Annotated in this window: 26 protein-coding genes; 21 read left to right on the forward strand and 5 right to left on the reverse strand. The window is 30.7% G+C overall.

Going from position 1 to position 22,689, the window contains the following annotated elements; genetic code table 11:
* Window positions 1-2: 2 nt before the first annotated feature.
* The 15 genes from GQF29_RS10440 to GQF29_RS10510 all read left to right on the forward strand — a co-directional run bounded on the left by GQF29_RS10440 (window position 3) and on the right by GQF29_RS10510 (window position 14,097).
* On the forward strand, window positions 3-509 hold the full coding sequence (locus tag GQF29_RS10440) for a tRNA (cytidine(34)-2'-O)-methyltransferase (RefSeq protein ID WP_054688841.1): 507 nt from the start codon (window positions 3-5) through the stop codon (window positions 507-509).
* The gene (locus tag GQF29_RS10445) at window positions 484-1,140 is read left to right on the forward strand and encodes a TIGR01906 family membrane protein (RefSeq protein WP_008787264.1); all 657 of its coding nucleotides are present in this window, start codon (window positions 484-486) and stop codon (window positions 1,138-1,140) included. Before GQF29_RS10440 ends, GQF29_RS10445 begins: the two co-directional genes overlap by 26 nt.
* Before the next feature lie 117 nt (window positions 1,141-1,257).
* Entirely contained in the window at window positions 1,258-1,905 is a 648-nt protein-coding gene (locus tag GQF29_RS10450; protein ID WP_160340803.1) for an HAD family hydrolase, read from the forward strand.
* Window positions 1,906-1,971: 66 nt separating this feature from the next.
* Window positions 1,972-2,688, forward strand: a complete 717-nt coding sequence (locus GQF29_RS10455; protein WP_160340804.1) for a GntR family transcriptional regulator — start codon at window positions 1,972-1,974, stop codon at window positions 2,686-2,688.
* 117 nt (window positions 2,689-2,805) lie between these two features.
* Window positions 2,806-4,176, forward strand: a complete 1,371-nt coding sequence (locus GQF29_RS10460; protein WP_008787267.1) for an MATE family efflux transporter — start codon at window positions 2,806-2,808, stop codon at window positions 4,174-4,176.
* A 238-nt stretch (window positions 4,177-4,414) separates the two neighbouring features.
* Window positions 4,415-7,138 carry a PRD domain-containing protein gene (locus GQF29_RS10465; protein ID WP_160340805.1) on the forward strand — a complete coding sequence of 908 codons (2,724 nt, stop codon included), beginning with the start codon at window positions 4,415-4,417 and terminating at the stop codon, window positions 7,136-7,138.
* Window positions 7,139-7,149: 11 nt separating this feature from the next.
* Window positions 7,150-7,575, forward strand: a complete 426-nt coding sequence (locus GQF29_RS10470) for a PTS sugar transporter subunit IIA (RefSeq protein WP_160340806.1) — start codon at window positions 7,150-7,152, stop codon at window positions 7,573-7,575.
* A gap of 18 nt (window positions 7,576-7,593) precedes the next feature.
* A complete protein-coding gene (locus GQF29_RS10475; protein ID WP_008787270.1) occupies window positions 7,594-8,058 on the forward strand; it encodes a PTS sugar transporter subunit IIB in 465 nt (154 codons plus the stop codon).
* An 18-nt stretch (window positions 8,059-8,076) separates the two neighbouring features.
* Window positions 8,077-8,874: a PTS mannose/fructose/sorbose/N-acetylgalactosamine transporter subunit IIC gene (locus GQF29_RS10480; protein ID WP_008787271.1), complete on the forward strand. Its 798-nt coding sequence runs from the start codon at window positions 8,077-8,079 to the stop codon at window positions 8,872-8,874.
* Between the two features lie 13 nt (window positions 8,875-8,887).
* Window positions 8,888-9,724 carry a PTS system mannose/fructose/sorbose family transporter subunit IID gene (locus tag GQF29_RS10485; protein WP_008787272.1) on the forward strand — a complete coding sequence of 279 codons (837 nt, stop codon included), beginning with the start codon at window positions 8,888-8,890 and terminating at the stop codon, window positions 9,722-9,724.
* Between the two features lie 72 nt (window positions 9,725-9,796).
* Complete coding sequence (locus GQF29_RS10490; RefSeq protein WP_008787273.1) at window positions 9,797-10,762, forward strand: SIS domain-containing protein; 966 nt, start codon at window positions 9,797-9,799, stop codon at window positions 10,760-10,762.
* A 57-nt stretch (window positions 10,763-10,819) separates the two neighbouring features.
* On the forward strand, window positions 10,820-11,305 hold the full coding sequence (locus tag GQF29_RS10495; protein ID WP_008787274.1) for a pyridoxamine 5'-phosphate oxidase family protein: 486 nt from the start codon (window positions 10,820-10,822) through the stop codon (window positions 11,303-11,305).
* A gap of 21 nt (window positions 11,306-11,326) precedes the next feature.
* Window positions 11,327-12,205, forward strand: a complete 879-nt coding sequence (locus tag GQF29_RS10500; RefSeq protein ID WP_160340807.1) for a DMT family transporter — start codon at window positions 11,327-11,329, stop codon at window positions 12,203-12,205.
* 226 nt (window positions 12,206-12,431) lie between these two features.
* The gene (gene tnpA, locus GQF29_RS10505) at window positions 12,432-12,932 is read left to right on the forward strand and encodes an IS200/IS605 family transposase (RefSeq protein ID WP_054325826.1); all 501 of its coding nucleotides are present in this window, start codon (window positions 12,432-12,434) and stop codon (window positions 12,930-12,932) included.
* 442 nt (window positions 12,933-13,374) lie between these two features.
* On the forward strand, window positions 13,375-14,097 hold the full coding sequence (locus tag GQF29_RS10510) for a C39 family peptidase (protein WP_054689464.1): 723 nt from the start codon (window positions 13,375-13,377) through the stop codon (window positions 14,095-14,097).
* A gap of 25 nt (window positions 14,098-14,122) precedes the next feature.
* Here the strand turns inward: GQF29_RS10510 and GQF29_RS10515 are convergent, their stop codons facing one another.
* The gene (locus GQF29_RS10515; protein WP_008787277.1) at window positions 14,123-14,719 is read right to left on the reverse strand and encodes an HAD family hydrolase; all 597 of its coding nucleotides are present in this window, start codon (window positions 14,717-14,719) and stop codon (window positions 14,123-14,125) included.
* Window positions 14,720-14,792: 73 nt separating this feature from the next.
* Here GQF29_RS10515 and GQF29_RS10520 point away from each other — a divergent pair, with 73 nt between their 5' ends.
* From GQF29_RS10520 to GQF29_RS10535, 4 genes are all read left to right on the forward strand, one after another.
* Entirely contained in the window at window positions 14,793-15,416 is a 624-nt protein-coding gene (locus GQF29_RS10520; protein WP_017143943.1) for a phosphatase PAP2 family protein, read from the forward strand.
* Window positions 15,417-15,426: 10 nt separating this feature from the next.
* Entirely contained in the window at window positions 15,427-15,936 is a 510-nt protein-coding gene (locus GQF29_RS10525) for a GNAT family N-acetyltransferase (protein ID WP_008787279.1), read from the forward strand.
* Between the two features lie 202 nt (window positions 15,937-16,138).
* Window positions 16,139-16,456 (forward strand): PadR family transcriptional regulator, encoded by a 318-nt coding sequence (locus tag GQF29_RS10530; protein ID WP_008787280.1) that lies wholly within the window; start codon window positions 16,139-16,141, stop codon window positions 16,454-16,456.
* Complete coding sequence (locus GQF29_RS10535; RefSeq protein ID WP_054689466.1) at window positions 16,456-17,022, forward strand: DUF2812 domain-containing protein; 567 nt, start codon at window positions 16,456-16,458, stop codon at window positions 17,020-17,022. The genes GQF29_RS10530 and GQF29_RS10535 overlap by 1 nt, the downstream gene beginning before the upstream one ends.
* 39 nt (window positions 17,023-17,061) lie before the next feature.
* Here the strand turns inward: GQF29_RS10535 and rbr are convergent, their stop codons facing one another.
* The 3 genes from rbr to GQF29_RS10550 form a co-directional block, all read right to left on the reverse strand.
* Window positions 17,062-17,649, reverse strand: coding sequence for a rubrerythrin (gene rbr, locus GQF29_RS10540; RefSeq protein ID WP_008787282.1), 588 nt, complete (start codon window positions 17,647-17,649; stop codon window positions 17,062-17,064).
* 17 nt (window positions 17,650-17,666) lie between these two features.
* Window positions 17,667-18,071: a Fur family transcriptional regulator gene (locus GQF29_RS10545; protein WP_008787283.1), complete on the reverse strand. Its 405-nt coding sequence runs from the start codon at window positions 18,069-18,071 to the stop codon at window positions 17,667-17,669.
* A gap of 78 nt (window positions 18,072-18,149) precedes the next feature.
* Window positions 18,150-19,067: a nucleoside recognition domain-containing protein gene (locus GQF29_RS10550; RefSeq protein WP_160340808.1), complete on the reverse strand. Its 918-nt coding sequence runs from the start codon at window positions 19,065-19,067 to the stop codon at window positions 18,150-18,152.
* Between the two features lie 34 nt (window positions 19,068-19,101).
* Between GQF29_RS10550 and hflX the strand changes: the two genes are divergently transcribed.
* Window positions 19,102-20,328: a GTPase HflX gene (gene hflX / locus GQF29_RS10555; RefSeq protein ID WP_017143941.1), complete on the forward strand. Its 1,227-nt coding sequence runs from the start codon at window positions 19,102-19,104 to the stop codon at window positions 20,326-20,328.
* Between the two features lie 13 nt (window positions 20,329-20,341).
* Here the strand turns inward: hflX and GQF29_RS10560 are convergent, their stop codons facing one another.
* Window positions 20,342-20,986 carry an immunity protein TriTu family protein gene (locus GQF29_RS10560; RefSeq protein WP_008787286.1) on the reverse strand — a complete coding sequence of 215 codons (645 nt, stop codon included), beginning with the start codon at window positions 20,984-20,986 and terminating at the stop codon, window positions 20,342-20,344.
* Between the two features lie 354 nt (window positions 20,987-21,340).
* On the opposite strand from GQF29_RS10560, the gene GQF29_RS10565 reads away from it, so the two are divergent.
* Window positions 21,341-22,534 (forward strand): AfsR/SARP family transcriptional regulator, encoded by a 1,194-nt coding sequence (locus GQF29_RS10565; protein ID WP_054689469.1) that lies wholly within the window; start codon window positions 21,341-21,343, stop codon window positions 22,532-22,534.
* The last annotated feature ends 155 nt before the right edge of the window (window positions 22,535-22,689 follow it).

Raw genomic sequence — 22,689 nt, forward strand, 5'->3', positions numbered from 1 at the left:
AAATGAATCATATCGTATTAGTCCATCCAGCAATTCCACAGAATACTGGAAATATCATGAGAACATGTGTAGCAACACACTCAAAATTACATATTATTAAACCAATGGGCTTTTCATTAGATGATAAACATATGAAAAGAGCAGGATTAGATTATATTAAAGATTTAGAAATGGAAATCTATGAAAACTGGGAAGAATTTGTAACACAAAATCCAGGTGATTATCATTTCTTTACACGTTATTCTAAACTTTGTTATACAGATCAAAATTATGTATCAGATCAAGATCAATATATTTTATTTGGACATGAACATGATGGTATTCCACATCATATTTTAAAAGATCATTTAGATGAATGTGTTCGTATTCCAATGGATGGGAATGTTAGAAGCCTCAATTTATCTAACTGCGTGGCTATTGGTATATATGAGGTTTTACGTCAGCAAAATTATCCAAAATTATCAAAAGTAGAGGTTCAAAAAGGTGCAGACTTTATTTACGAAGAGTAGAAAGAGGGATATTGTCTTAGCGCTTTTCTTAACAGTCTTTATCATCTGTTTAGCTGTCATTATAACTGTTTTTTTTAAACAGTTATATTATTTTGATATTGATTATTTAAAGATTGCAGAATCAACTGGTCTTTCTCGAGAAGTTATTCAAAAAAATTATGATGTTCTTATTCAGTATCAAAGTATTTTCTATCAGGGGAGTTTAAATTTGCCAGACTTTGTGATGTCAAATACAGGGAGAATTCATTTTGAAGAAGTCAAAAGAGTTTTTGAAATGATACAAATCACTTTTGTTGTTACAGGAATTATATCAGCAGTCATGATTTATTTGAATGTGAAGCAAAAAGAATATCGTTTCTTACCATTAACATCATTCTTTTCTGTTGCTATTCCATCCGTATTAGGATTTTTTGTTGCATTAGATTTTGATAAAGCATTTGTTATTTTTCACAACATTGTCTTTAGAAATGATTATTGGATTTTTGATTATACAACTGATCCAGTGATTACAATTTTACCTGAATCATTCTTTATGCATTGTTTCATGATGATCATTGTGATTGTTATTATGATAAGTGTTCTTTGTTATGTACTGTATAAAAAGAAGAGAAATCAAATACTCGCAGGATAAGATGAAGTTATCCTGTTTTTTTATAAATTCATTGACTAACTTGTTATATAATGTTATATTGTGAATGTAAGTTGTTATAAGATGTTATAAACGAATAAAAAGAAAAGAGGGATAATCATGCGTCCAGAACTTGTTATTTTTGATGTTGATGGCTTAATGTTAGATACTGAAGCAAGGTGGCAACAAGCTTGGCAGGAAGTTGGTTTAAAACATGGGATTAGTGATTTAGGGTATACAACTTTTTTAAGATGTGTTGGAAGAAACGGTAAAGAAGTTGAGAGAATTGTTGTTGAGGATTTGAATAGTTCTCAACAAGCAGAAATGATTTTGGAAGAAGCTCGTATTTATGGTAGACAATTATTGGCAGAAAGAATTGATCCAAAGCCAGGGATCTATGAATTATTAGAACTTTTAGATCATCTTCAAATTCCTAAAGCAGTCGCAACTGCAACCAATAGAGACTTAACAATAGAAAGATTAACGAGACTGAACTTGCTTCATCACTTTGATTATATGCTATGTGGTGATGAAGTGACTCACAGAAAACCAAATCCAGAAATATATCAAAAAGTGATTCAACACTTTGGTGTTGAAAGTCATAAGGCCCTGGTTTTAGAAGATTCAACTGTAGGGGTAGAAGCGGCTTATCGTGCTCATATACCTTGTATTATGATTCCGGATTTAATTGGCGCACAAGCTCTTCAACAACAACAGACTATAGCTATTTTATCTTCTTTACATGAGGTTATTGAATTATTTGAATAAACTGTAAAGTATCGCTTTTTCTTTTGAATAAGGATATAATAGAAGTATCATAAGTGAGGTAAGAATATGAAATTAGATGATAATAATTCAATGCCCCTGTATTTACAATTAAAAAATACGATTAAAGGATTAATCGACAGTGGTGAAATTAAAAAGGGAGAGAAAATTTTATCAGAATATGAACTTTGTGAGAAATACAATGTCAGTCGTATTACAGTTAGAAACGCACTTGCTGAATTAGAGTCAGAAGGCTATTTGATTAAGAAACAGGGAAAGGGAACCTTTGCAACAACACCTAAACTTTTTAGACCTTTAGAAGATAGTATTGGTTTCACTGAATCATGTAAAAATGCAGGAATGCAAAGTTCTTCAATTGTCTTAAAAAGAGAGGTCCTGCCATTAGATGATCGTATGCAAAACTTTTTAAAATTAAATGATAATGATCAGGTTTTGTATATTCAAAGATTAAGATTAGCAGATGGTATTCCATTGATGATAGAGAATAATTATTATTCTTATCAGAATTATAGATTTTTAATGAATGAACCTTTAACTGGTTCACTTTATGAGTTATTAGCAGAAAAAAAGAGAATTGTTTGTGACCGCTCATTAAAAACTGTTATTACTGTCACGACTGCAAATGGTGAACATGTGAAGTTATTACAAGTTCCAGTAGGTGCACCATTGTTTGTAATGGATGGTATTATGGGGGATAAAAATGGATTCCCTGTTCATTATAGTTTACAGTATATTGTTGGTGAAAAATATTCATTTGTAAGATAATTATGAAAAAAGGAAAAAGAGTGTTTGAATTCTCAAAAAAGTGTTGAGTCTTCAAACACTTTTTTTATTTTATTTATAAAAATTTATAATGAGATTATGTTGAAAGGGGGAGTGAAAATGGATGTTATGAAACATTATATAGGAACAAGAGCATTTTATAAACGAGCGAGTTTATTAGCTATCCCATTAGCCATTCAACAACTGGTAAGTAGTTGTATGGGAATTATTGATTCTTTAATGGTCTCATGGATTCATCAGGTGACAGCAGTTGGAACAGCTGTCCAAATTGAGACATTATGTAGTGCAGTTGCATGGGGTGCAATTGCTGGAACTGGTATTTTTTCAGCACAATTTTATGGTGCTAAAGATCATGATAATCTCAAGCGAACATTTGGACTAAGCGTTATTCTGGGTCTTGGCATAGGTCTTATCTGGCTACTCATTGCAGCACTCTTTGGTAGAAAGATTATCGCTTTTTATATACAGGACCCTAACGTGATTGCAAATAGTCATCAGTATTTAATGATTGCCATGTTTTCATATATACCATTATCTTTAGGATTCTCATTTAGTTATATTTATCGCAGTATTCAAAAAACAAAGGTACCTCTTATCATTGGTATAGCTGCAATGGGAATCAATATTTTTGTCAATTATGTTTTAATATTTGGATATTTTGGATTCCCAGAATTAGGAATACAAGGAGCAGCAATAGGGACTCTCATAGCACAAAGTTTTGTTCTTATTGTCAATATTGTTTATGCTTATGCAACAAAGCAAGAATTCATTGGGACATTTCATGAAATGTTTTCGCTGGATTATCACTTTGTGAGGCCAATCATGCGTAAAATTCAGCCATTAATATGGAATGAATTGATGTTTGGCTTTGGTTCAACACTTTTTGTCAAAGCGTTTGGAGCACTAGGAACAAGTTCAATGGATGCGTATTATGTTGGTGCGAAATTATCAGATGTTTTTAATGCACTGGTGACAGGTATATCTAATGCAACAGCAGTTATGCTAGGCGTTGCATTAGGATCTGGTGATGTAGAAAAAGCAAGGGAAGAAGGGAACTACTTTGTTGGAATGGCAGCTATTTTGGCTGTTATGTCTATTGTTTTTATTTTTGGATGTTCGCATCAACTCGTCTCTATATTTCAGTTAGAAGATTCTTATGTTGTTGGACAAGCAATCGCCATTGTCAAAGTTTTCTCATTAAAAATTGCTTTGAGAATGTTTATTGTTATTGTGTTCTCATCATTAAGAGCGGGTGGTGATTCAAAAATATTGGCCATTTTAGATAGTGGATTCATGTGGCTTATTGGTATTCCTTTAGCTTTTATAAGTGTACATCTCTTTCATATTCAAAGTATTGCACTTGTATTCTTCATTTGTCAGCTGGAACAAGTGATTCGTGTTTATTTTGGAATGAAACGTTATAACCAAGGGAATTGGGCTATTAACTTAACAACTCTTATTTCTAAATAAGAAAAAAATTGAGAGTCTTGATATGCATTGATAAAATAATGATAGATTCGTCTCTCTTATACAATTTCATTGTTTCAGTGTCGAAATGTGTTGATGAGTGTTGAAAATAATCAAGAATATCAAAAAAACGAGAAAGTGTGTCAAAGAATTCAACACTATTGTTATAAGATGTCATAATACGATATATTGGAAGTGTAAGGCAGGGATGAATCAGAAAACTCATGAAAGGATGATAAAAATGGCCAACAGTACAAAAGATCTTATATTAAGCTATCTGAGTGATCTGAGTGAGAACTTCGACTTTACTCAAGTCAATCATTTCACTGCTTCATCAATAAGTGATGAAATGCATATCAGCAGAAGCCTTGCAAGTCAGTATCTCAATGAACTTGTCAAAGAGAAATCAGTCATGAAGATTAATTCACGACCAGTCTACTTCTTTCATCGTAAAAAGATGGAAGAACTCTATCAAACAACATTTCAAGAAGAAGATTTCTATGATTTAGAAGAAGTCAAAGAATATGTTGCTACACATTCAAAAGGGGAAGGTGATTATTCACAAATTATTGGTAGTGATAAATCACTTGCTGGAGTCATTAAACAGTTAAGAGAAAGCTTTGAATATCCACCATCTGGATTACCCATGATTGTATATGGAGAAAGAGGAACTGGCAAACGGACATTATGTACAACGATATTTGATAATGCAGCAAGAAAAGGAGTCATTGATGAAAATACAAAACTGATGAAACTAGAATTTTCACCAGGACATAATGAAGATTTACTTCATAAAGTTTTTGGACAGAAGAATAAAATAGGCATGATTGATTCATATGATCATATTGTCTTTATGCTTTGTGGAATACAGCATATGTCAGAAGATTTTCAAAATAGATTATGTCAATTGATTGAAATGGATAAAAGTCACTATAGAGGTCAATACAAAAATAAAATTATTCGTTATATGTTTATTTGTGATACAAATCCAAACTTATTCATAAATGAAAGACTTCTTAAAAATATACCTGTTATTTTAAATGTTCCATCATTAAAAGAGAAAAGCAATGAAGAAAAAGAAGAATTAATCATTCACTTTATTCAACAAGAAGGCAAGAAAATGGAGAAAACAATAAAAATCAGTAATGTCGTTCTCAGAGCTCTTGTCAATGGTGACTATGATAACAATATGATTGGACTTCAATCAACCATTCGTATTATGTGTGCAAGTGCACTCAGAGAAAGTGCAGGAAAAAGTGAAGCTATTATACATACATATCATTTACCAGAACACCTTTTAACAACAATGCCCATTATGATTGATGAAGATGTTATTTACATAGATACAACAACTTACAAAAAAAGTGAACAAATTGATTTTATATTAGATTATTTCAATCGTATCTTTAAGCCTTTTTTAAAAACAGAACATTTTCTTGAAGCATTAACAGAAAGTAAACATAACTTTGATTTATTAGGTGATTATCTTTCTTATAAACAAAGAATTCCACCTGTGAGAATCAAAGGAACAGAGATTTCTTTATCCAATATCTTAGATATTGTTTTAAAGAAACGTTATATGAATTTACCAAGTGGATTTTGTTGTACTTTAGCTAAATTAATTTATATACATGACCTTTATAGTTCATCAATCCAAAAATGGCGTCAGGATAATCGAAATTTAATTGATGATGCTTTAAATCAGATGAAAACACATCTTTTCAATGAATCTATGATTGTTGAAGATATTACAAGACTCATGTATACAAATCTTGAAATCAATACAACGGATATCTTATCAGCAATTATGATGATTTATATACATCATTATAATTCAGAAATAACCAATCGTAAGATTTTTGGTATGATTGTCTGTCATGGCTATTCAACTGCAACGAGTATTGCAGATGCAGTGAATAGTTTACTTGAAACATATGTTTTTGATGCAGTAGATATGCCATTAGATATCACAGTTGATGAGATTAAAGAAATCCTGATGGAAAGATTAAATCGTATGAATCATAATGCTGATGTTATTGTTATGGTGGACATGGGGTCTTTAGAACAGTTAGGAAAAAGTCTAAGTACAGCAATTAACTGTAATGTTGGTGTTATTAATAATGTATCTACAAGATTAGCACTCAATGTTGGTAACTGTATTTTAAATGATAAAGACCTCAAAACAACATTGCAAAAGGTCAGTGAAAATTCACTTGCTCATTATACAATCATTGATCGTAAAAAGAATGATACGATTTTATTTATAAGTGAAAGTGGCATTCATATGGCACAAAGAATGCGTGAATTATTTGAAAATAGTTTTCCACTTCAAGTTCCAGTTGATTTAGAGGTATGTGATTATAATCAATTGCTTGCAAGTGGGGCAAATCATGAATTCTTTTCTAGCAACAATGTTCTCTTTATGACTGGAACAGCAAATCCACATATTGAGGGTCAGATCTTTATAGCCTTAGAGGAAATTATCTCTGGTAATAACATAGATGTCATTATGAATCGTTTATCTAAATACTTAAAACCAAATGAGTTAAATCAATTACTTGATGATTTAAGAAAGAATTTTACTCTTCAAAATGTCGTTGGTTATTTAACAATCTTAAATCCAAAAGTCTTATTAGATAATGTTAGTTTAGCAGTTGAAACATTACAAGAGCATCTTCAAAAAAGATTTGGTGGAAAAACATTGATTGGAATATATATTCATGTTTGTTGCTTGATTGAAAGACTTGTTACAAAATCAGCTATTACTGAATTTAATAATTTAGAAGATTTCAAAAAAGATAATCATGTTTTTATTCAAGATGTTCATGATTCCTTTCAAACGTTATCAAAAAGATATAATATTACGATTCCAACTAGTGAAATTGCATATCTTTATGAGTTTATTGCAGCTGATGAAGAAGGTTTTGAAGATGGAGAATTATTATCAAAATTAGATAGGAAATAGGGGAAAGAGAAATGAAAAGTGATAAAAAAGTTGTGATAGCAACACATGGCCATCTCGCAGATGGATTGGTAAGTGCACTGCAAATTATTGTTGGAGAGCTACCACAGGTGAAAACGGTTTGTGGATACACATCATCAGATTTTAATTTAGATGAAACAGTTCAGGAAATCATGAATAATCATAATTTTGAAACTCATGATCTGGTTGTTTGTACAGATATGATGGGGGGAAGTGTGAATAATGGATTTGTGAAATATTTAGGGCAATACCCATTTCATTTGATTACAAATACCAACTTAGCATTTTTAGTTGATTTACTCTTAACACCTGGTGGTATCAATAAAGAGATGTTAACCAAAAAAGCGAAAGAGGAACTGGTATCTGTGAAATATATAAATAGCATGGTTGAAAACTTTCATGAAGCAGATGATTTATAAAAGAACGGAGGTGAAAAAATGATTAAAGCAGTGAGAATTGATCATCGTTTGGTACATGGTCAAGTGGCATTTACTTGGACACATTTCTTAGCAGCAACAAGAATTATTGTCATTGATGATAAAGCGGCAAATGATGAGTTTCAAAAAATGGCATTAAATATGTCAAAACCAGCAGGTGTAAAATTGAATATCTTTACTGTTGAAAAAGCATTATCAAAGATGCCAAAGGTGGAAACATTGAATGATACTATCTTTATCATCTTTGGATGTACAAGAGATGCAGCAAGATTTATTGAACAATATCCAAACTTTAAAGAGATTAATTATGGAGGAATTGCTAAAAAAGAGGGTTCAAAATCATATGGAGATGTTGTTTATTTGAATGAGGAAGAGAGAGAAGATACAAAGAAAATTATGAGTTGTGGAACTTCTGTCTTTATGCAACAGCTTCCTACAACCAAGAGAGAAGAATTAAAATTATAGAATTGAGGAGGAAAAAGGATGTTATTGAATGCAGTTGTTGTTGGATTGATTGCAGTCTTTGCAAGAATCGATTCACGTATGTTAGGGCGTTTAAACTTTGAAAGACCATTGATTACATGTACACTTGTAGGTCTCTTCTTAGGAGATGTAAAAACAGGACTCGCTGTTGGGGCATCAATGGAAATGGTAAATTTAGGATTTATGAGTATTGGGGCTTCTGGATTTGATATGAATATGGGGTCTATTGCAGGATGTGCTTTGGTTATCATGACTGGAGCGAATATTGAAACAGCTTTGGCAATTGCCACACCAATGACTTTATTGATTACACTTATTGAAACAGGGGCAAGTGTTGTTCGTATCAGTATGACACATATGTGTGATAATTATGTGGAAAAAGGTGAATATCAAAAGGCTAAACTTGTTGATATTTTCTGGGGACCATTATTATATGCTGTTTGTACTTTTATACCAGTTTTCATGGCAGTCTATTTAGGTGCAGATGTGATTAATGCAATTGTGAATGCAGTTCCACAATTTGTATTAGATGGTATTACTTTGGGGGCTAATTTGGTTGCATTCTTTGGATTTGCTATGTTGTTATCAGTTATGATTACTAAGAAAAATGCTATATTCTTCTTCCTAGGATTTGCCATTGCAGCTTATTCAGGATTGAGTTTAACAGCTATTGCAATTATTTCAGTGATTATGGCAATCTTGTTTTATCAATTTAAATATGGTGATGGTTCATCTCTTCAAGGAGCAGGAGCTTCTGTTGATGAGTTAGATGAACTAGATGATGAACTTGATGATTAAGGAGGAAAGAGAGATGTCACAAAAGGGATTAGAAACACAAAGAAATTATCCGTTACATAAAAAAGTCAGAGAGTTTTTCTGGGGTGGCTGGTGTATGCAGACAAACTGGAATTATGAAAGACAAATGAATACAGCATTTATGTGGGGAATTTCTAAAACTTTAGATCGTTTATATCCAGACCCAAAAGATGAAGAGAAGAAAAAAGAAAGATATAGAGCTTCATTAGAATTCTTCAATATCACACCACAGTTTGGTGCATTTGTATTAGGTTTAACAGCAGCAATGGAAGAAGAATATGCTGAAAAACCAGATGTCTTTGACCCTAAGATGATTACTTCAGTAAAAACTGCATTAATGGGACCATTATCAGGAATTGGTGATTCTTTATTCCAAGGGACTGTGAGAATTATTGCAATGAGTATTGGAATATCTTTAGCCCAACAGGGATCTATATTAGGACCAATTCTCGCTATGCTCATTTCATTTGGTGTCAGTTTTCCAATCACCTGGTATGGAGCAAAATTAGGATATACGAAAGGGCAGGAATTAATTCGCCAGATTTCAGAAAGCAATTTAATGGATAAATTAATGTATGGTTGTTCAATTGCAGGATTGATGGTTGTTGGTGGTATGGCCGCAACATTAGTGAATGTGACAACACCATTGGCTTATGGCGAAACATTAGTTGTCCAAGATATCTTAAATGGTATTATGCCACAGATGTTACCATTAGCACTAACTGGATTTATGTATTTCTTAGTGAAAAAAGGAGTTCATCCAATTGTTATTGTTATTTGTTGTTTTATTGCTGGAATTATCTTAAATTACTTTGGTATATTAGCAGCTTAGAACTAACTTAGAAATAAGTTAATTCATATATTATTGAACGTTAGAAAAAGATAAAAGAGGAGGAAAAGAAAAATGTTCGATGTTAAAAAAATGATTGAAGAAATTACTTCAGAAAAGGAAATTAAAAACATTAGTTTTACAGGAGTAGGAGGTTCACTTGCTTGTTTCTATGCACCATACTATTATGTAAGTAGAGAAGCGAAAAATGTAACAACAAGTTATACTTCTTCTAATGAATTTGTTCATGATACACCATCATGTATTGGTGAAAACTCTATTGTTGTGATTTCATCTCGTGGTGGAAATACTGCTGAAACAGTTGAGGCAGGGCGTGTTGCAAAAAGATTAGGTGCAACTGTTATTGGAATGACACATGAAGAAGGGGATAACGGTATTCATGAGGTTTCTGACTATGTCATTTTGTTTAAAGATTTATCTGAGGATGTTTATGAGGTCAGCAAAACTGGATATATCTTACGTATTGCTATTGAAACACTACATCAGGTTGAAGGAACTGGAAATTATGAATTGATGCTTGATGCTATGAAAAAAATGAATACGCTTATCCCAGCTGCTGAAAAAGCAATTATTCCAGAAGCAATTAAGTTCTCAATCAACTATAAAGATGATAAGATTATCTACACAATGGGTTCTGGTACTGCTTGGTCAGCTGCTCAACAACAACAAATCTGTATTTTAATGGAAATGCAATGGATTCATTCTGCAGTTATCCATACTGGTGAATTCTTCCATGGACCATTTGAAATCACTAATCCAGATACAGCATTCTTATTATTAAAATCAACTGGTAAAACAAAACCATTAGACGAAAGAGCAATTTCTTTCTTAAGTCAATATAATCATCATTTTACAGTTATTGATGCAGAAAAATATGGTATGAACGAATTAGGTGAAGTGAGTGAGTATTTTGACTATGATTTCCATACAGCTATGTTAGGCGTTTTCAATCATTTACTTGCTGATATGAGAGACCATCCATTAAGTAAAAGAAAATATATGTGGAAATATCAATATTAGAGTGAACGATCTGACAGTCAAGACTGTCAGATTCATTCTTTAAAAGGGGTGATAAATATGTTTAAAGAGATGCGACGTCATTTACAAAAACTATCATTACAAGAAAATAAAGATATTCTAACAAAAGCCACATCAGGTGTTTTAGCAGTCAGTGGAGAAGATGGGTATCCTTATGCTGTTCCCATGAGTTTTGCATTTGATCATAAACGTTTGATTTTTCATTGTGCCAAAACAGGGCATAAATTAGAGAGTGTTTTGAGAAATGATAAAGTTTCTTTTTGTGTCATTGATCAAGATATTATTATTCCTAAAGAATATACAACCTACTTTCGAAGTGTCATTGTTTTTGGAAGGACACATATTCTACTTGACGAAAAAGAAAAGCAAAAAGCATTTGAAATATTAGCTGCTAAATACTCACCAAATGATCAAGAAGGACGTTTAGCAGAGATTCATAAATTGTTTAAACAAACAGTTATTATTGTTTTAGACATTGAATATATGAGTGGAAAAGAGTCTATTGAACTGAAAAACAAAACATAATGATAAAGGAGAGTGATAGATATGAGTGAAGGTAAAGCGCATTTCTATTGTGGGATTGTTGCTGTTATTTGGGGGTTAGGATTTATTGCAGTTGATCAAGCACTTCTATCATTCTCTTGTTTTGATATTTTGCTTATACGTTTTCTAGGTTCATCTATATTAGCATGGTTACTCATTATTAAAGATATCAAAAAGATTCATATCAAAACAGTTAAAAAAGGTGTCATTAATGGAACTTTCTTATTTATTGCTTATGCATTACAGACTTATGCACAAACATTAACAAGTGTTAGTAATAATGCTTTTCTTTCAGCTTCAGGTGTTGTGATGGTTCCTTATTTTTGTTATTTGGTCTTTAAGAAAAAACCAAACACAATACAAATCTTAAGTTCCTGTTTATGCTTGATTGGAATTGCTATTTTAACATCATCAAAAATGTCTTTTCAAGTTGGAGATATTCTTGCCTTAGGATGTGCTATTTTCTTTGCTATACATCTTGTCTCTTTACAATATACTTGTGTTTTAGAAGATAGCCGTGTCATCAATGCTGTTCAACTTTTAACAAGTGCTATTTTATCAATTCCTTGTACTTTGTTCTTTTCAAGAACGCCTACTGATATATCATTAATGTCTATTATGTCTTGCCTTTATATTGTTGTGTTTGCAACCTTTCTCTGTTTCTTTTTACAAACAAAAGCACAACAAGCTGCCAGTGCAAGTAGTTGTTCAGTAATTTTATCAACTGAAAGTCTATTTGCAGTTATCTTTTCAGTTATTTTACTCAATGAGAGTATTCATATTCATTTATTAGTAGGTGGATTGCTTATTCTTTTGTCAGTGATACTTGTTCAAACATCCTCCCTTAAAATTGTTATCAACAAAGTCATGAGAAAAGAATAAATGAAGAAAACATATCATAAAAGTGATATGTTTTTTTATTTTTTTAGGTTCAAATTACAAAATTTGAACATATAGACTTTAGTCAGTTGAGCATATGAAATATGCGAAACAAAAAAACCACCTGCTATGCGGGTGGAGCAATTAAAAAGTTTAACAATAGTATCACCTTTCCGGTATAATGAAGTTGTTCAAGCTATCATTAAAAGAAAGGAAAGGTGATTTGACTATGGCTAAAAAAGCAAATTCTTTAGCACACACAAAATGGATGTGTAAATACCATATTGTGTTCACACCTAAGTATAGACGAAAAGCGATATATAATCAATACCGAGAAGACTTAGGCGAAATATTGCGGACACTATGCAGGTATAGAGGAGTGGAAATCATAGAGGGGCATCTAATGATTGATCATGTGCATATGCTTGTGATGATACCACCAAAGGAAAGCGTATCGTCATTTATGGGATATCTGAAAGGGAAATCAGCATTGATGATGTTTGATAGACATGCCAATCTGAAATATCTGTACGGAAATAGACATTTCTGGGCAGAAGGGTATTATGTAAGCACAGTAGGATTAAACGATGAAACAGTCGCAAAATATATAAGGGAGCAGGAAGCTCATGATATAGCGATGGATAAATTAAGTGTGAAGGAATACAGGGATCCATTTGAAGAAAAGAGAATTACAAAGGAGAAGAAAAAAGAGAAAAAGAAAGGGAAGTAGAAAAAATCCCTTTGAGGGATAGCGAGAGTCAAAAGCGATAGCTTGAGCGAAGTGAAAGCAGCGCCTTGAGACGCGAGCAAGTAGCAAAGGCTTATAGCCGCAGAGAAAACCACGTCTTTTAGGCGTGGTTTTTATTTAAATATAAATATGTTTGCTTTTAGTACTGTATGATTAACTGCTTTCTATAATAGTACAGAAATTTTTGAGTGTAAAATGAGTATATTTGCCATATATCTTTGCTTTATCCAATTTTTTATATTTGAAAGAATGGAGTTATAGGATGAAATATAATATCAAGGGATATTTATTGATAAGTGGGAATACTTTATTATCTATGTAACAATAGAATGATGTCATGAAGTTATGAAAAATAATTTTCTTTCTTATGATGAGGGATATAATTATGTTCATTTGTCTAAATTAAAAAGAGTGGGGTGATAAATTGAAAAAAATAATCAAGTATGTTTTTTTGATTTTCTGTTTGATATTATGTAGTTGTCAAAATAACAAGCAATCTCCTAGTGAAACAGAAAAACAAAATATTCAAAACTTTATATCACAAATAGAAAGTGAAAGTCTAGAGTATAATCAGTTTATGATTGATTTTCAAAATATACAACAAAATCCTGAACTTCCTACAGGATGTGAAGTCACATCATTAGCTATGGTTTTAAATCATCTAGGTTATAAAATTGATAAATGCATATTGGCTGATGATTTCTTAAATAAAGGAGAAATAGGAAGCACAGATTTTTCAGAAGCCTTTGTAGGTAATCCAAGAGATGATGAGAGTTATGGATGCTATGCTAATGTTATTCAAGAATGTGCTCAGGATTACCTGACATCTATTGATGCTAAAGTGCAAGTTCTAAATCTGACTTCTACTGATTTTAAGACATTATTGCGTTATATTCAAAAAGGTATACCAGTTATCGTATGGACAACAATTGATTTAAATGAACCATATAGTACAATGGAATGGGAAATCAATGGTCATCATATTGAATGGTTAGCAAATGAACATTGTGTTGTCTTAACTGGTTATAATATAACTGATAATATTGTTTATGTTAGTGATCCACTTCAAGGTTCTGTTAAATATGATATGGATTTATTTATCAAAAGATATCATCAATTATCTTCACAGGCAATTGTCATTATATGATATGTAAGAAATAATAAAAAATTGGTTATAAAAGACCAATTTTTTTAAGTTCTTCTTTTAAATTCGCAAGATAGGGTAAGTGAATACCTTGAATACCTAATCGATTTCCTGCTTTTATATTTGCTAGTGAATCATCAATAAAAAGTGATTCTTCAGGATTTAAATGATAACGTTCTAAGAGAATCGTATAGATTTCTTCATCTGGTTTAACAACTTTTTCTTCAGCTGAAATAACACCACCCTCAAAGATATCAAAGAAATCATATTGTTGATACATTGTTTGAATTGCTTCTTTATGAAAGTTAGATAAGAGATATAAATGATAACCTTTCTTTTTTAATTCATAAGCTATTTCAACATTTTCTGTTATTGGAATTAACATTTGTGTCCAATTTTCTAAAACAGAAATAATTTCATCATGATAGTGAGGGTGTTTTAAAGTTAATGAATCAATAGCATCCTGTATCATCATTGTCCCCATATCTAATTCAACCCACTCATCACTTGCAAATATAATCATCATTAAATCTCCCATTTGAGGAGGAGAAAAATGTTTTTCTAGATATAATTCAGGTTGAAAACTTAATAATATATTACCAATATCAAAAATAATATTTTTCATAAAAGACTCCATTCATACAAAGTTCACATAAAATAACCATTATGTTCTTATATATTCTAACATGGAGGTATTCATGATGAAAGCATTTTTAGAAAAATACACTAGCATTAAATATATAATAATTTTTTTCATTATTTATATGATAGGATTTATATCTTTAGAAAACTGGACATCACCATACATGATAATAACTGATTCATGGATAGATAAATATATTCCTTTTAATGAATATTTTGTAATTCCTTACTTATTCTGGTTTGTATTTATTGCTTTAGGATTTGCTTACTTTGTTTTTATTGATCAAGTTGGATTAAAAAGAACTTGTTTCTATTTATTTTTAGGAATGAGTATCTCTTTGTTCATTTATTTTATTTTACCAAATGGACAGAATTTAAGAGTAGATATCCAACATGAAAATTTATTCCAAGATATTATTGCTTTTATTTACTCTATAGACTCATCAACTAATGTGTGTCCAAGCATCCATGTTTATAATAGTTTAATGATGATGATTTCTTTATTGAAAAGTGATAAAATAAAAATACATAGAATATTATCAATAGGAATTATAGGATTGGCATTCCTCATTTGTTTATCTACAGTTATGATTAAGCAACATGCTTTTATAGATGTCATTGTAGCTATGATTTTGGTTATTATTATTTATGTTATTGGAAACAGAAAATATGGATACTAGGAGAGAAAATATGAAGATAAGAGAAGCAAAAACATCTGATTATAATGAAATTTATAATTTGGTAAAAACAGCCTTTTTAACAGCACAAGTCAGTGATGGAAGTGAACAGGATTTTGTTTATGAATTAAGAAAGCGTGAAGGATATATTCCATCCTTAGAACTTGTTATGGAAGAACAGAATGAACTTGTTGGGCATGTGATGTTGACAAAACAAGTCATACATGGCATTGATGGGATAAGTCATGGTTTGTTAGTAGCACCTTTATGTGTCAAGAAAGAGTATAGAAATCAAAAAGTTGGCTCAAGACTAATGGAGGAAGCAATGAAACGTGCTCTTCAACTTGGATATACTTCCTTGTTTTTAGTTGGGAATCCTGAATATTATCATCGTTTTGGATTTCGTTCAACAAGATCATATGGAATTGAAAATCGAAGTGAGATTCCTGATGAATTTGTTATGGCAGTAGAATTAGTTGAAAATGTTCTTACTAAATGTGGTGGATATGTTGTTTTAGAATAAGGAAAGGTTAGAGAAACTTTTCTTTTTTTATTGACATATACATCGCAGTACGATACAATAGTGCTGTGATATATCAAAGTGCGATATAAAAGGAGGGGTGTAAATATGATTATAGATTTTTTATCAGCTGCATTTCCTTGGATAACTATAGGAATTGGAGTTGCAATAACTATCGTTTATATTAACAGTAGGGATGGTAAAAATGGAAGAAAAAATTAAAAGAGTATATATACCAATGACTGAAACAGGGTTCTATATTTTATTTTGTCTGCAAATTGAAATGCATGGTTATAACATTATTCAACGAGTCAGTCAAATGACAAATGGAGAAATTCAAATAGGGGCTGGGACAATGTATGGAAGCTTATCTAAAATGGAAAAGGATGGACTCATTCGTTTTACAAAAGAAGAAGGAAAAAGAAAGTGTTATCAAATAACACAATTGGGACAAGAGATATTAAACATTGAATTAAAAAGGATAGAAAGGTTATATAAGAATAGTAGAGAGGAGGTATTGTGATGGAAACGAAAATAATCAAAAAATTCTTTGGACTTGCAGATTTCCTTGATGAACAAAAGTTTTTAGAAGAACAACATAGTAATGGGTGGAAGTTTAAAAAATTTCATTGGTTACGAAAATATACTTTTGAAAAGGTTGAACCAGAAGACTATGTTTATCGATTGGATTATAATGAAGAAAATAAGGATGAAACGGATTATCTTCAAATGTTTGATGACTGTGGCTGGGAATATATTATGAAATATCAGACCTGGTATTATTTTAGAAAAAAGAAATCTTATATAAATCAATCAGATAATGAAATATTTAGTGATCGTGATTCAAAACTAAATATGATTAAAAAAGTCATGTGGAAGCAATTGATTATCATGTTGCCTATTATATTCTTCTTCTTTTTATATAATTATGAAATGATGAATGGATTTTCAAAAAATGATTTAGGATTTCAGATTGTATGGATTGTTTATGCACTTTTTATGGCATTTCTTTTAGGAATCAGTGTTCATAATGTTATAAAATTAAATCAATTAATAGGTGAAATGCAAAACCCTTTAGACGAAAAATAAACCCTTAGGTCCAACCAACCTAAGGGCAATTTTTTATATTTATTTCAAGAAAAAAGTATAAGCTTCGAAGTGAGCTTGAGGATGATCACATGCTGGACATCTTTCAGGAGCTTTTGTTCCTTCAAAAATAAATCCACAGTTATTGCATTTCCATGTTACTGTTTCAGCTTTTTCAAATACAGTTCCATTTTCCAAGTTTTCTAATAATTTTAAATATCTTGCTTCATGCATTTTTTCAGCAACTGCGATACTTCTGCATACTTCAGCAATTTCAGGGAATCCTTCTTCATCAGCAATTTTAGCAAATTCAGGATACATATCTGTCCATTCTTCGTTTTCTCCAGCTGCAGCAGCTTTTAAACATTCAGCAGTTGTCCCTAATAAGATTGGGAAATCTCCTTCAACATGTAAACATTCACCTTTTAATTCAGTGTTTAATAATTTCATTAATCTTTTAGCATGTTCTTTTTCTTGGTTAGCAGTTTCTTCAAAGATATTAGCGATTTGTACATATCCTTCTTTTTTAGCAATTGAAGAGTAGTAAGTGTAACGATTTCTTGCTTGAGATTCTCCAGCGAAAGCGTGTAATAAATTGTTAGCAGTTTTTGTTCCTTTTAATGTAGGCATTTGATATGCCCTCCTTTCTAATGTTTCTTTTTTAAGCAGTGGCGACAAGTTCCATGAAATAATATTTCCGCCGATGTGATTTGATCATCACAAACTTGTTGAACCTTATCGATAAGAGGAGAAATAAGAGTTTCATCTAAGAATAAATCTTGAATACTTCCACACTCATCACAAACCATATGATAGTGTGGTTCTAATCTTGCATCAAAATGAACTGCACCATCACCAACATCAAGGCGCAAGATTCGTTTTTGATCAGCAAGCAGATTTAAATTTCTATAAACCGTCCCCAGGCTTATATCAGGAATAATCTGTCTCACATTCATGTAAATTGTATCTACATTTGGATGAGATGGATCTTCCCTTAAGACTTCATAGATAGTTTCTCTTTGTTTGGAGTATCTTAATTTTGTATCTGACATATTTTCCCTCCTTATTAATAATGGTTACTATTATTTTAACATATATTTCATGAATGTCAAATAATGTATATTATAGATTTAAAATAACAATAACATAATAAGCGTACATAGTAGAAAAGACGCTAATCCATGAACAAGACGATCTTTAAAATATCTTTGAAATGAATAAGGAATTCCTTCTAAGATATTATCGACTTGCATTAAAACAGACAAACCTGAAAATGACAGATAGAAACAAACAAATGGATATACTAAAAAATGATTGAATTTTAATAATTGAATAGCTCCTGAACTAAATTCTAAGAAGCCTTGTATAACTGCTAATATAAATTCATTTTGAATAATAGAATGAAGGCTATATCCTACAAATTGAAAAACCAACATATACCCAAGAATAAAAATAAACGCAGTTAATGAAGACATAATACTTTGTTTTAAGGCTTGAACAAAAGTCATATGGGGATTTTTTAAAGAATAAAGAGTTTCACTGAAACTCAAAAACTGATAATCCTCTTTATGAATAATTGCTTTGATAAGACTTGGAACAATATGACAAAGATATATTAAGAGTGCCTTATCAAGTGGTAAACCAAGTGAAACAAAAATAAAACTTAAAGAAGAAAAAGAAGCTATGGATAAAAGATGTTGAAGTTGATCTATATTAATATATCCTAACTCATAGGATTCTTTTATAATTTTGGCATTGGTTGGATAACCACAGAAAAAAGATACAAAATATAATGAGGACATATGTGGAGTTAAATGAAATAATGGTGAAAAAAGAAATTGGATGAAATAACTAAAGAGTTGAAATAATCCTAATGATAAACATAATGAAATTAAAATCATGAATGGAAGTAATGATGGTAAAAGATTGGATAATACAATTTGAATGACATTCGTTGAAACTTTTACAATCTGAAACATATTCATAAATGAAAATATGGTTGTGAATAAAACAAGAAATAAAGTAAAATAATAGTTGGCTTTTTTCATAGTGACTCCTTATAATAGAGAAAGAGGTGAGAATGTGAAGGCAATACTTGTAGGTGTAGAATATGATCATATGTATTATGATCTTCATATTTCAATGGAAGAATTAAAGGAATTGGCAAGAGCATGTCAAATTGAAGTGAAAGATGTTATGATTCAAAGACTATCACAAATATCTCCAAAATATTATATTGGAAAAGGGAAAGTTCAGGAATTGAAAGATATGTTAACTGATGATGATATGGTTATTTTTAATGAAGAGCTTTCACCCATGCAGATAAAAAATCTAACGGATGAACTAGATGTAGAAGTTAGTGATCGCAGTGATTTGATTTTAAGGATATTTGAATCACGTGCTCAGACAAAAGAAGCAAAGTTACAAGTAGAAATCGCAAGAAATCAATATCTTTTACCGAGACTAGCTGGAATGAAAGAAGAACTTTATTCTCAACAAGGTGGTTCAGGTTTTAGAGGTAGTGGAGAAAAGCAAATTGAACTTGATCGTCGAGTCATTCATAGACAATTGGTACAGGCAAGGAGAGAACTTCAATCAATTGTTAAACAAAGACAGACGCAAAGGCAATTGCGTAAACGTAATCAACAAAAGGTTGTATGTTTGGTTGGTTATACAAATAGCGGAAAATCATCTTTATTAAATTATTTTACTGATAAAAAGGTATTTCAAGAAGATATGTTATTTGCTTCACTCCAAACAGCTTCTCGTAAAGTCACTTTAAAAGGTCATAAAGAAATTATTATGAGTGATACAGTTGGATTTATTAATCAACTGCCTCATCATCTGGTTCAAGCATTTCGCTCTACTTTAGAAGAAGTCAAAGAAGCAGATTTATTACTGCATGTTGTAGACTCATCTTCAGCATACAGTGATATTCAAATTGAGACAACACAACAAGTCTTAGAAGCATTAGGAGTTAAAGATACACCTGTTATATATGTTTATAATAAAGTGGATAAAGATCGTTATGCTTTTTTACAACCACATCAACCATATGTTTTTGTTTCTGTTAAGGAACAAATCAACTTAGATAAATTAGAAGAACTGATGATTGAAACTCTCTTTAAAGATTATGAATTAATTGAATTATATATTCCCTATGATCATGGGGAAATCTTTCAACAAATTCAACAGACTTATGAATTCATAAAAGAGGAGTATTTAGAAACTGGTATTTATATCTCATTTTTCATAGATATGAAACAAAAACATAAATATCAACAATATATTTATCATCCATTGAACTAAAAAAATGCTATCGTTATTGATAGCATTTTACATAACTCAGATGTTTTTGAATTGTTTTGAGAATAGCTTGATAATCTTTTGTTGCAAAATCGGTTGCATCAATGACATGAATTGGAACAAGATGTTGAGTATGAAGAATTATCTCAGGTTCTTTTTGGGCTAATTGAGGGGCAAGATATAAAAGATCATAATGACGATAACTCTGATAGAGTTCATCTAATGAAAGAGAATCAAACGCAAATTCTATATTTTCCATACTCATAATTGCTTTTAATTCTTCTACAAATAGAGATGTTGAAAAACCATCACTACTACAAATTCCAATCTTTATTAATTTTTGTTGATTATGTTTCATTAAAGTGTGATAAAATTCTTTAAATAAAGATTTTGCTTGACCAAGATCAACAATTTTATAATGAAGATAGAAAAGATTATCTTGACAGTTCTTTTGTTTAATTTCTTCTTCAACAATATTGTTATGCCATATTGTTACACGTCCAATCATTTTATTTGTATGAAATAAAAGTGTTGTAGATATATCGCTTTCTTCTTGCACCTGACAAGTTATATTATCTTTCATATAATCTTGGGCATTTAATAAAATCCATTTTAAAAAAATATCATGATATAGTGATTGATAGAATTCTTCTGTTGTCATAATGATTTCACCTTCTTTCTTATATCATAAAACAAATATAATCTTTTTGTGCTAAATTTTCTTGTCTTGAAAGTCAATTTTTTTATATAGACGTTTTTCATCATATTGACAGTCATCTCTATTGTAAATTTTATAAGCAAAGGCATTAGGATGTGGTTATTGAATATACTTCATGTTTCGTCAAAGGGAAGTGTGATATGCAATGTATGTGATTGTCGATAGATATGAGAGTGTAAGAATTTCTCACTGTGATTCTGATGGCTTTGTCATGAAATATGGATAAAAGTTGGAAATAAAGTTATGAAATGTAGAAATCGCCATTCATAAAAGGTACAATATATATGAGGAGGGGCTATGAAGATGCAGGATCAGATTATATATGTCACAATGTTTAATAATTTTACTATGAATTATAACAATATCATTTTAGGAAAGGACCAAATGAAATCTAAAAAGCTTTTTAAACTGTTGGTTTATTTGCTTTATTATCATCAACGGTTTATTTCTTCAGAGGAATTAATAGATATTCTTTGGTACGAAGATGAAGTTGAAAATCCTATTGCTGCTTTAAAAAATCTTATTTATCGTTTACGTACACTTCTTAAACAGCAACTGAATTTGTATGATTTTGTAATAACAGGGCAAGGTGGATATTTAATTAATCGGCAATATACAATTGAAATTGATGCTTATCTGTTTGAAAAATATAATCTGGAATTGGTATCAAGACATCAGGAGAATGAGTTATACAACAAATTTTTAACACTTTATACAGGATATTTTTTATCTGACATTGATGATTATCATATTTTATCATTAAATGCCTACTATCATACGCTTTATTTATCTCGAGTCATAGATTGTGCAAAATTATTAAAACAACAGAAAAAATATACAATGATGGAAAAATTAGCACAAGGTGCCCTAGCAATTGACAATTTTAATGAGGATTTATACATTATTTTAATTGAGTCTCTGTATTTACAGCAAAAATATCATGAATCAATTGAAACATATCGTGCAACAACTGATTTATTATACAAAACAATGGGAGTTCAACCCTCTTCTAAAATGAGAGATTTATATGAAATTATTAGACAAGAAAGTCATGATGAGGGTCATATTAATGATATTCAAAAGGATTTGACCTTAGAGAATAAAGAGGGAGCATTTTTCTGTGAATATGGTGCATTTAAAGATATTTATAATATGCAAATGCGAATGATGGATAGATTAGGTATTTGTGCACATTTATGTTTAATAACAATAAAAACATCATTTCTCTATACGGATTTAGAAAGTGAGTATATCAAGAAAATCATGCAGAAAATTCAAAATGCTCTTATACATAAGCTCCGTACTGGTGATATTGTTTCACGTTACAGTTTTAATCAGTTTATTGTTTTATTACCAGCATGTGACTTTAAGAACGCAAATATGGTCATGGAAAGAGTACTAAACACTGTCATAACTTCAGCAATACAAAAAAAGATGATCATAGATATATCAATAGAAGAAGTGGGTTTAATGAGTTTAAAAGAAGCTTAAAAAATGGCTTCTGCTTTATTATATGAGATGACTTGTTTAAATGAATGATATTAAGTCACAGAGTGGAAACATATGTTGCTTTTGTTATTTAATATCCAAAAAACTCAAAACATATAAAATATAATCAGTATACTTAAAATTTTCTATGACTATAC

Origin of the sequence: Coprobacillus cateniformis, assembly GCF_009767585.1 — a bacterium.
GTDB classification, from domain to species: Bacteria; Bacillota_I; Bacilli_A; order Erysipelotrichales; family Coprobacillaceae; genus Coprobacillus; species Coprobacillus cateniformis.

Bases quoted from the DNA above. Each gene is read 5' to 3' on its own strand.
- GQF29_RS10440 (WP_054688841.1), top strand. From the start codon at position 3: ATGAATCATATCGTATTAGTCCATCCAGCAATTCCACAGAATACTGGA.
- GQF29_RS10450 (WP_160340803.1), top strand. From the start codon at position 1,258: ATGCGTCCAGAACTTGTTATTTTTGATGTTGATGGCTTAATGTTAGAT.
- GQF29_RS10455 (WP_160340804.1), top strand. From the start codon at position 1,972: ATGAAATTAGATGATAATAATTCAATGCCCCTGTATTTACAATTAAAA.
- GQF29_RS10460 (WP_008787267.1), top strand. From the start codon at position 2,806: ATGGATGTTATGAAACATTATATAGGAACAAGAGCATTTTATAAACGA.
- GQF29_RS10465 (WP_160340805.1), top strand. From the start codon at position 4,415: ATGGCCAACAGTACAAAAGATCTTATATTAAGCTATCTGAGTGATCTG.
- GQF29_RS10470 (WP_160340806.1), top strand. From the start codon at position 7,150: ATGAAAAGTGATAAAAAAGTTGTGATAGCAACACATGGCCATCTCGCA.
- GQF29_RS10475 (WP_008787270.1), top strand. From the start codon at position 7,594: ATGATTAAAGCAGTGAGAATTGATCATCGTTTGGTACATGGTCAAGTG.
- GQF29_RS10480 (WP_008787271.1), top strand. From the start codon at position 8,077: ATGTTATTGAATGCAGTTGTTGTTGGATTGATTGCAGTCTTTGCAAGA.
- GQF29_RS10485 (WP_008787272.1), top strand. From the start codon at position 8,888: ATGTCACAAAAGGGATTAGAAACACAAAGAAATTATCCGTTACATAAA.
- GQF29_RS10490 (WP_008787273.1), top strand. From the start codon at position 9,797: ATGTTCGATGTTAAAAAAATGATTGAAGAAATTACTTCAGAAAAGGAA.
- GQF29_RS10495 (WP_008787274.1), top strand. From the start codon at position 10,820: ATGTTTAAAGAGATGCGACGTCATTTACAAAAACTATCATTACAAGAA.
- GQF29_RS10500 (WP_160340807.1), top strand. From the start codon at position 11,327: ATGAGTGAAGGTAAAGCGCATTTCTATTGTGGGATTGTTGCTGTTATT.
- tnpA (WP_054325826.1), top strand. From the start codon at position 12,432: ATGGCTAAAAAAGCAAATTCTTTAGCACACACAAAATGGATGTGTAAA.
- GQF29_RS10515 (WP_008787277.1), bottom strand. From the start codon at position 14,719: ATGAAAAATATTATTTTTGATATTGGTAATATATTATTAAGTTTTCAA.
- GQF29_RS10520 (WP_017143943.1), top strand. From the start codon at position 14,793: ATGATGAAAGCATTTTTAGAAAAATACACTAGCATTAAATATATAATA.
- GQF29_RS10525 (WP_008787279.1), top strand. From the start codon at position 15,427: ATGAAGATAAGAGAAGCAAAAACATCTGATTATAATGAAATTTATAAT.
- GQF29_RS10530 (WP_008787280.1), top strand. From the start codon at position 16,139: ATGGAAGAAAAAATTAAAAGAGTATATATACCAATGACTGAAACAGGG.
- GQF29_RS10535 (WP_054689466.1), top strand. From the start codon at position 16,456: ATGGAAACGAAAATAATCAAAAAATTCTTTGGACTTGCAGATTTCCTT.
- rbr (WP_008787282.1), bottom strand. From the start codon at position 17,649: ATGCCTACATTAAAAGGAACAAAAACTGCTAACAATTTATTACACGCT.
- GQF29_RS10545 (WP_008787283.1), bottom strand. From the start codon at position 18,071: ATGTCAGATACAAAATTAAGATACTCCAAACAAAGAGAAACTATCTAT.
- GQF29_RS10550 (WP_160340808.1), bottom strand. From the start codon at position 19,067: ATGAAAAAAGCCAACTATTATTTTACTTTATTTCTTGTTTTATTCACA.
- GQF29_RS10560 (WP_008787286.1), bottom strand. From the start codon at position 20,986: ATGACAACAGAAGAATTCTATCAATCACTATATCATGATATTTTTTTA.
- GQF29_RS10565 (WP_054689469.1), top strand. From the start codon at position 21,341: ATGAAGATGCAGGATCAGATTATATATGTCACAATGTTTAATAATTTT.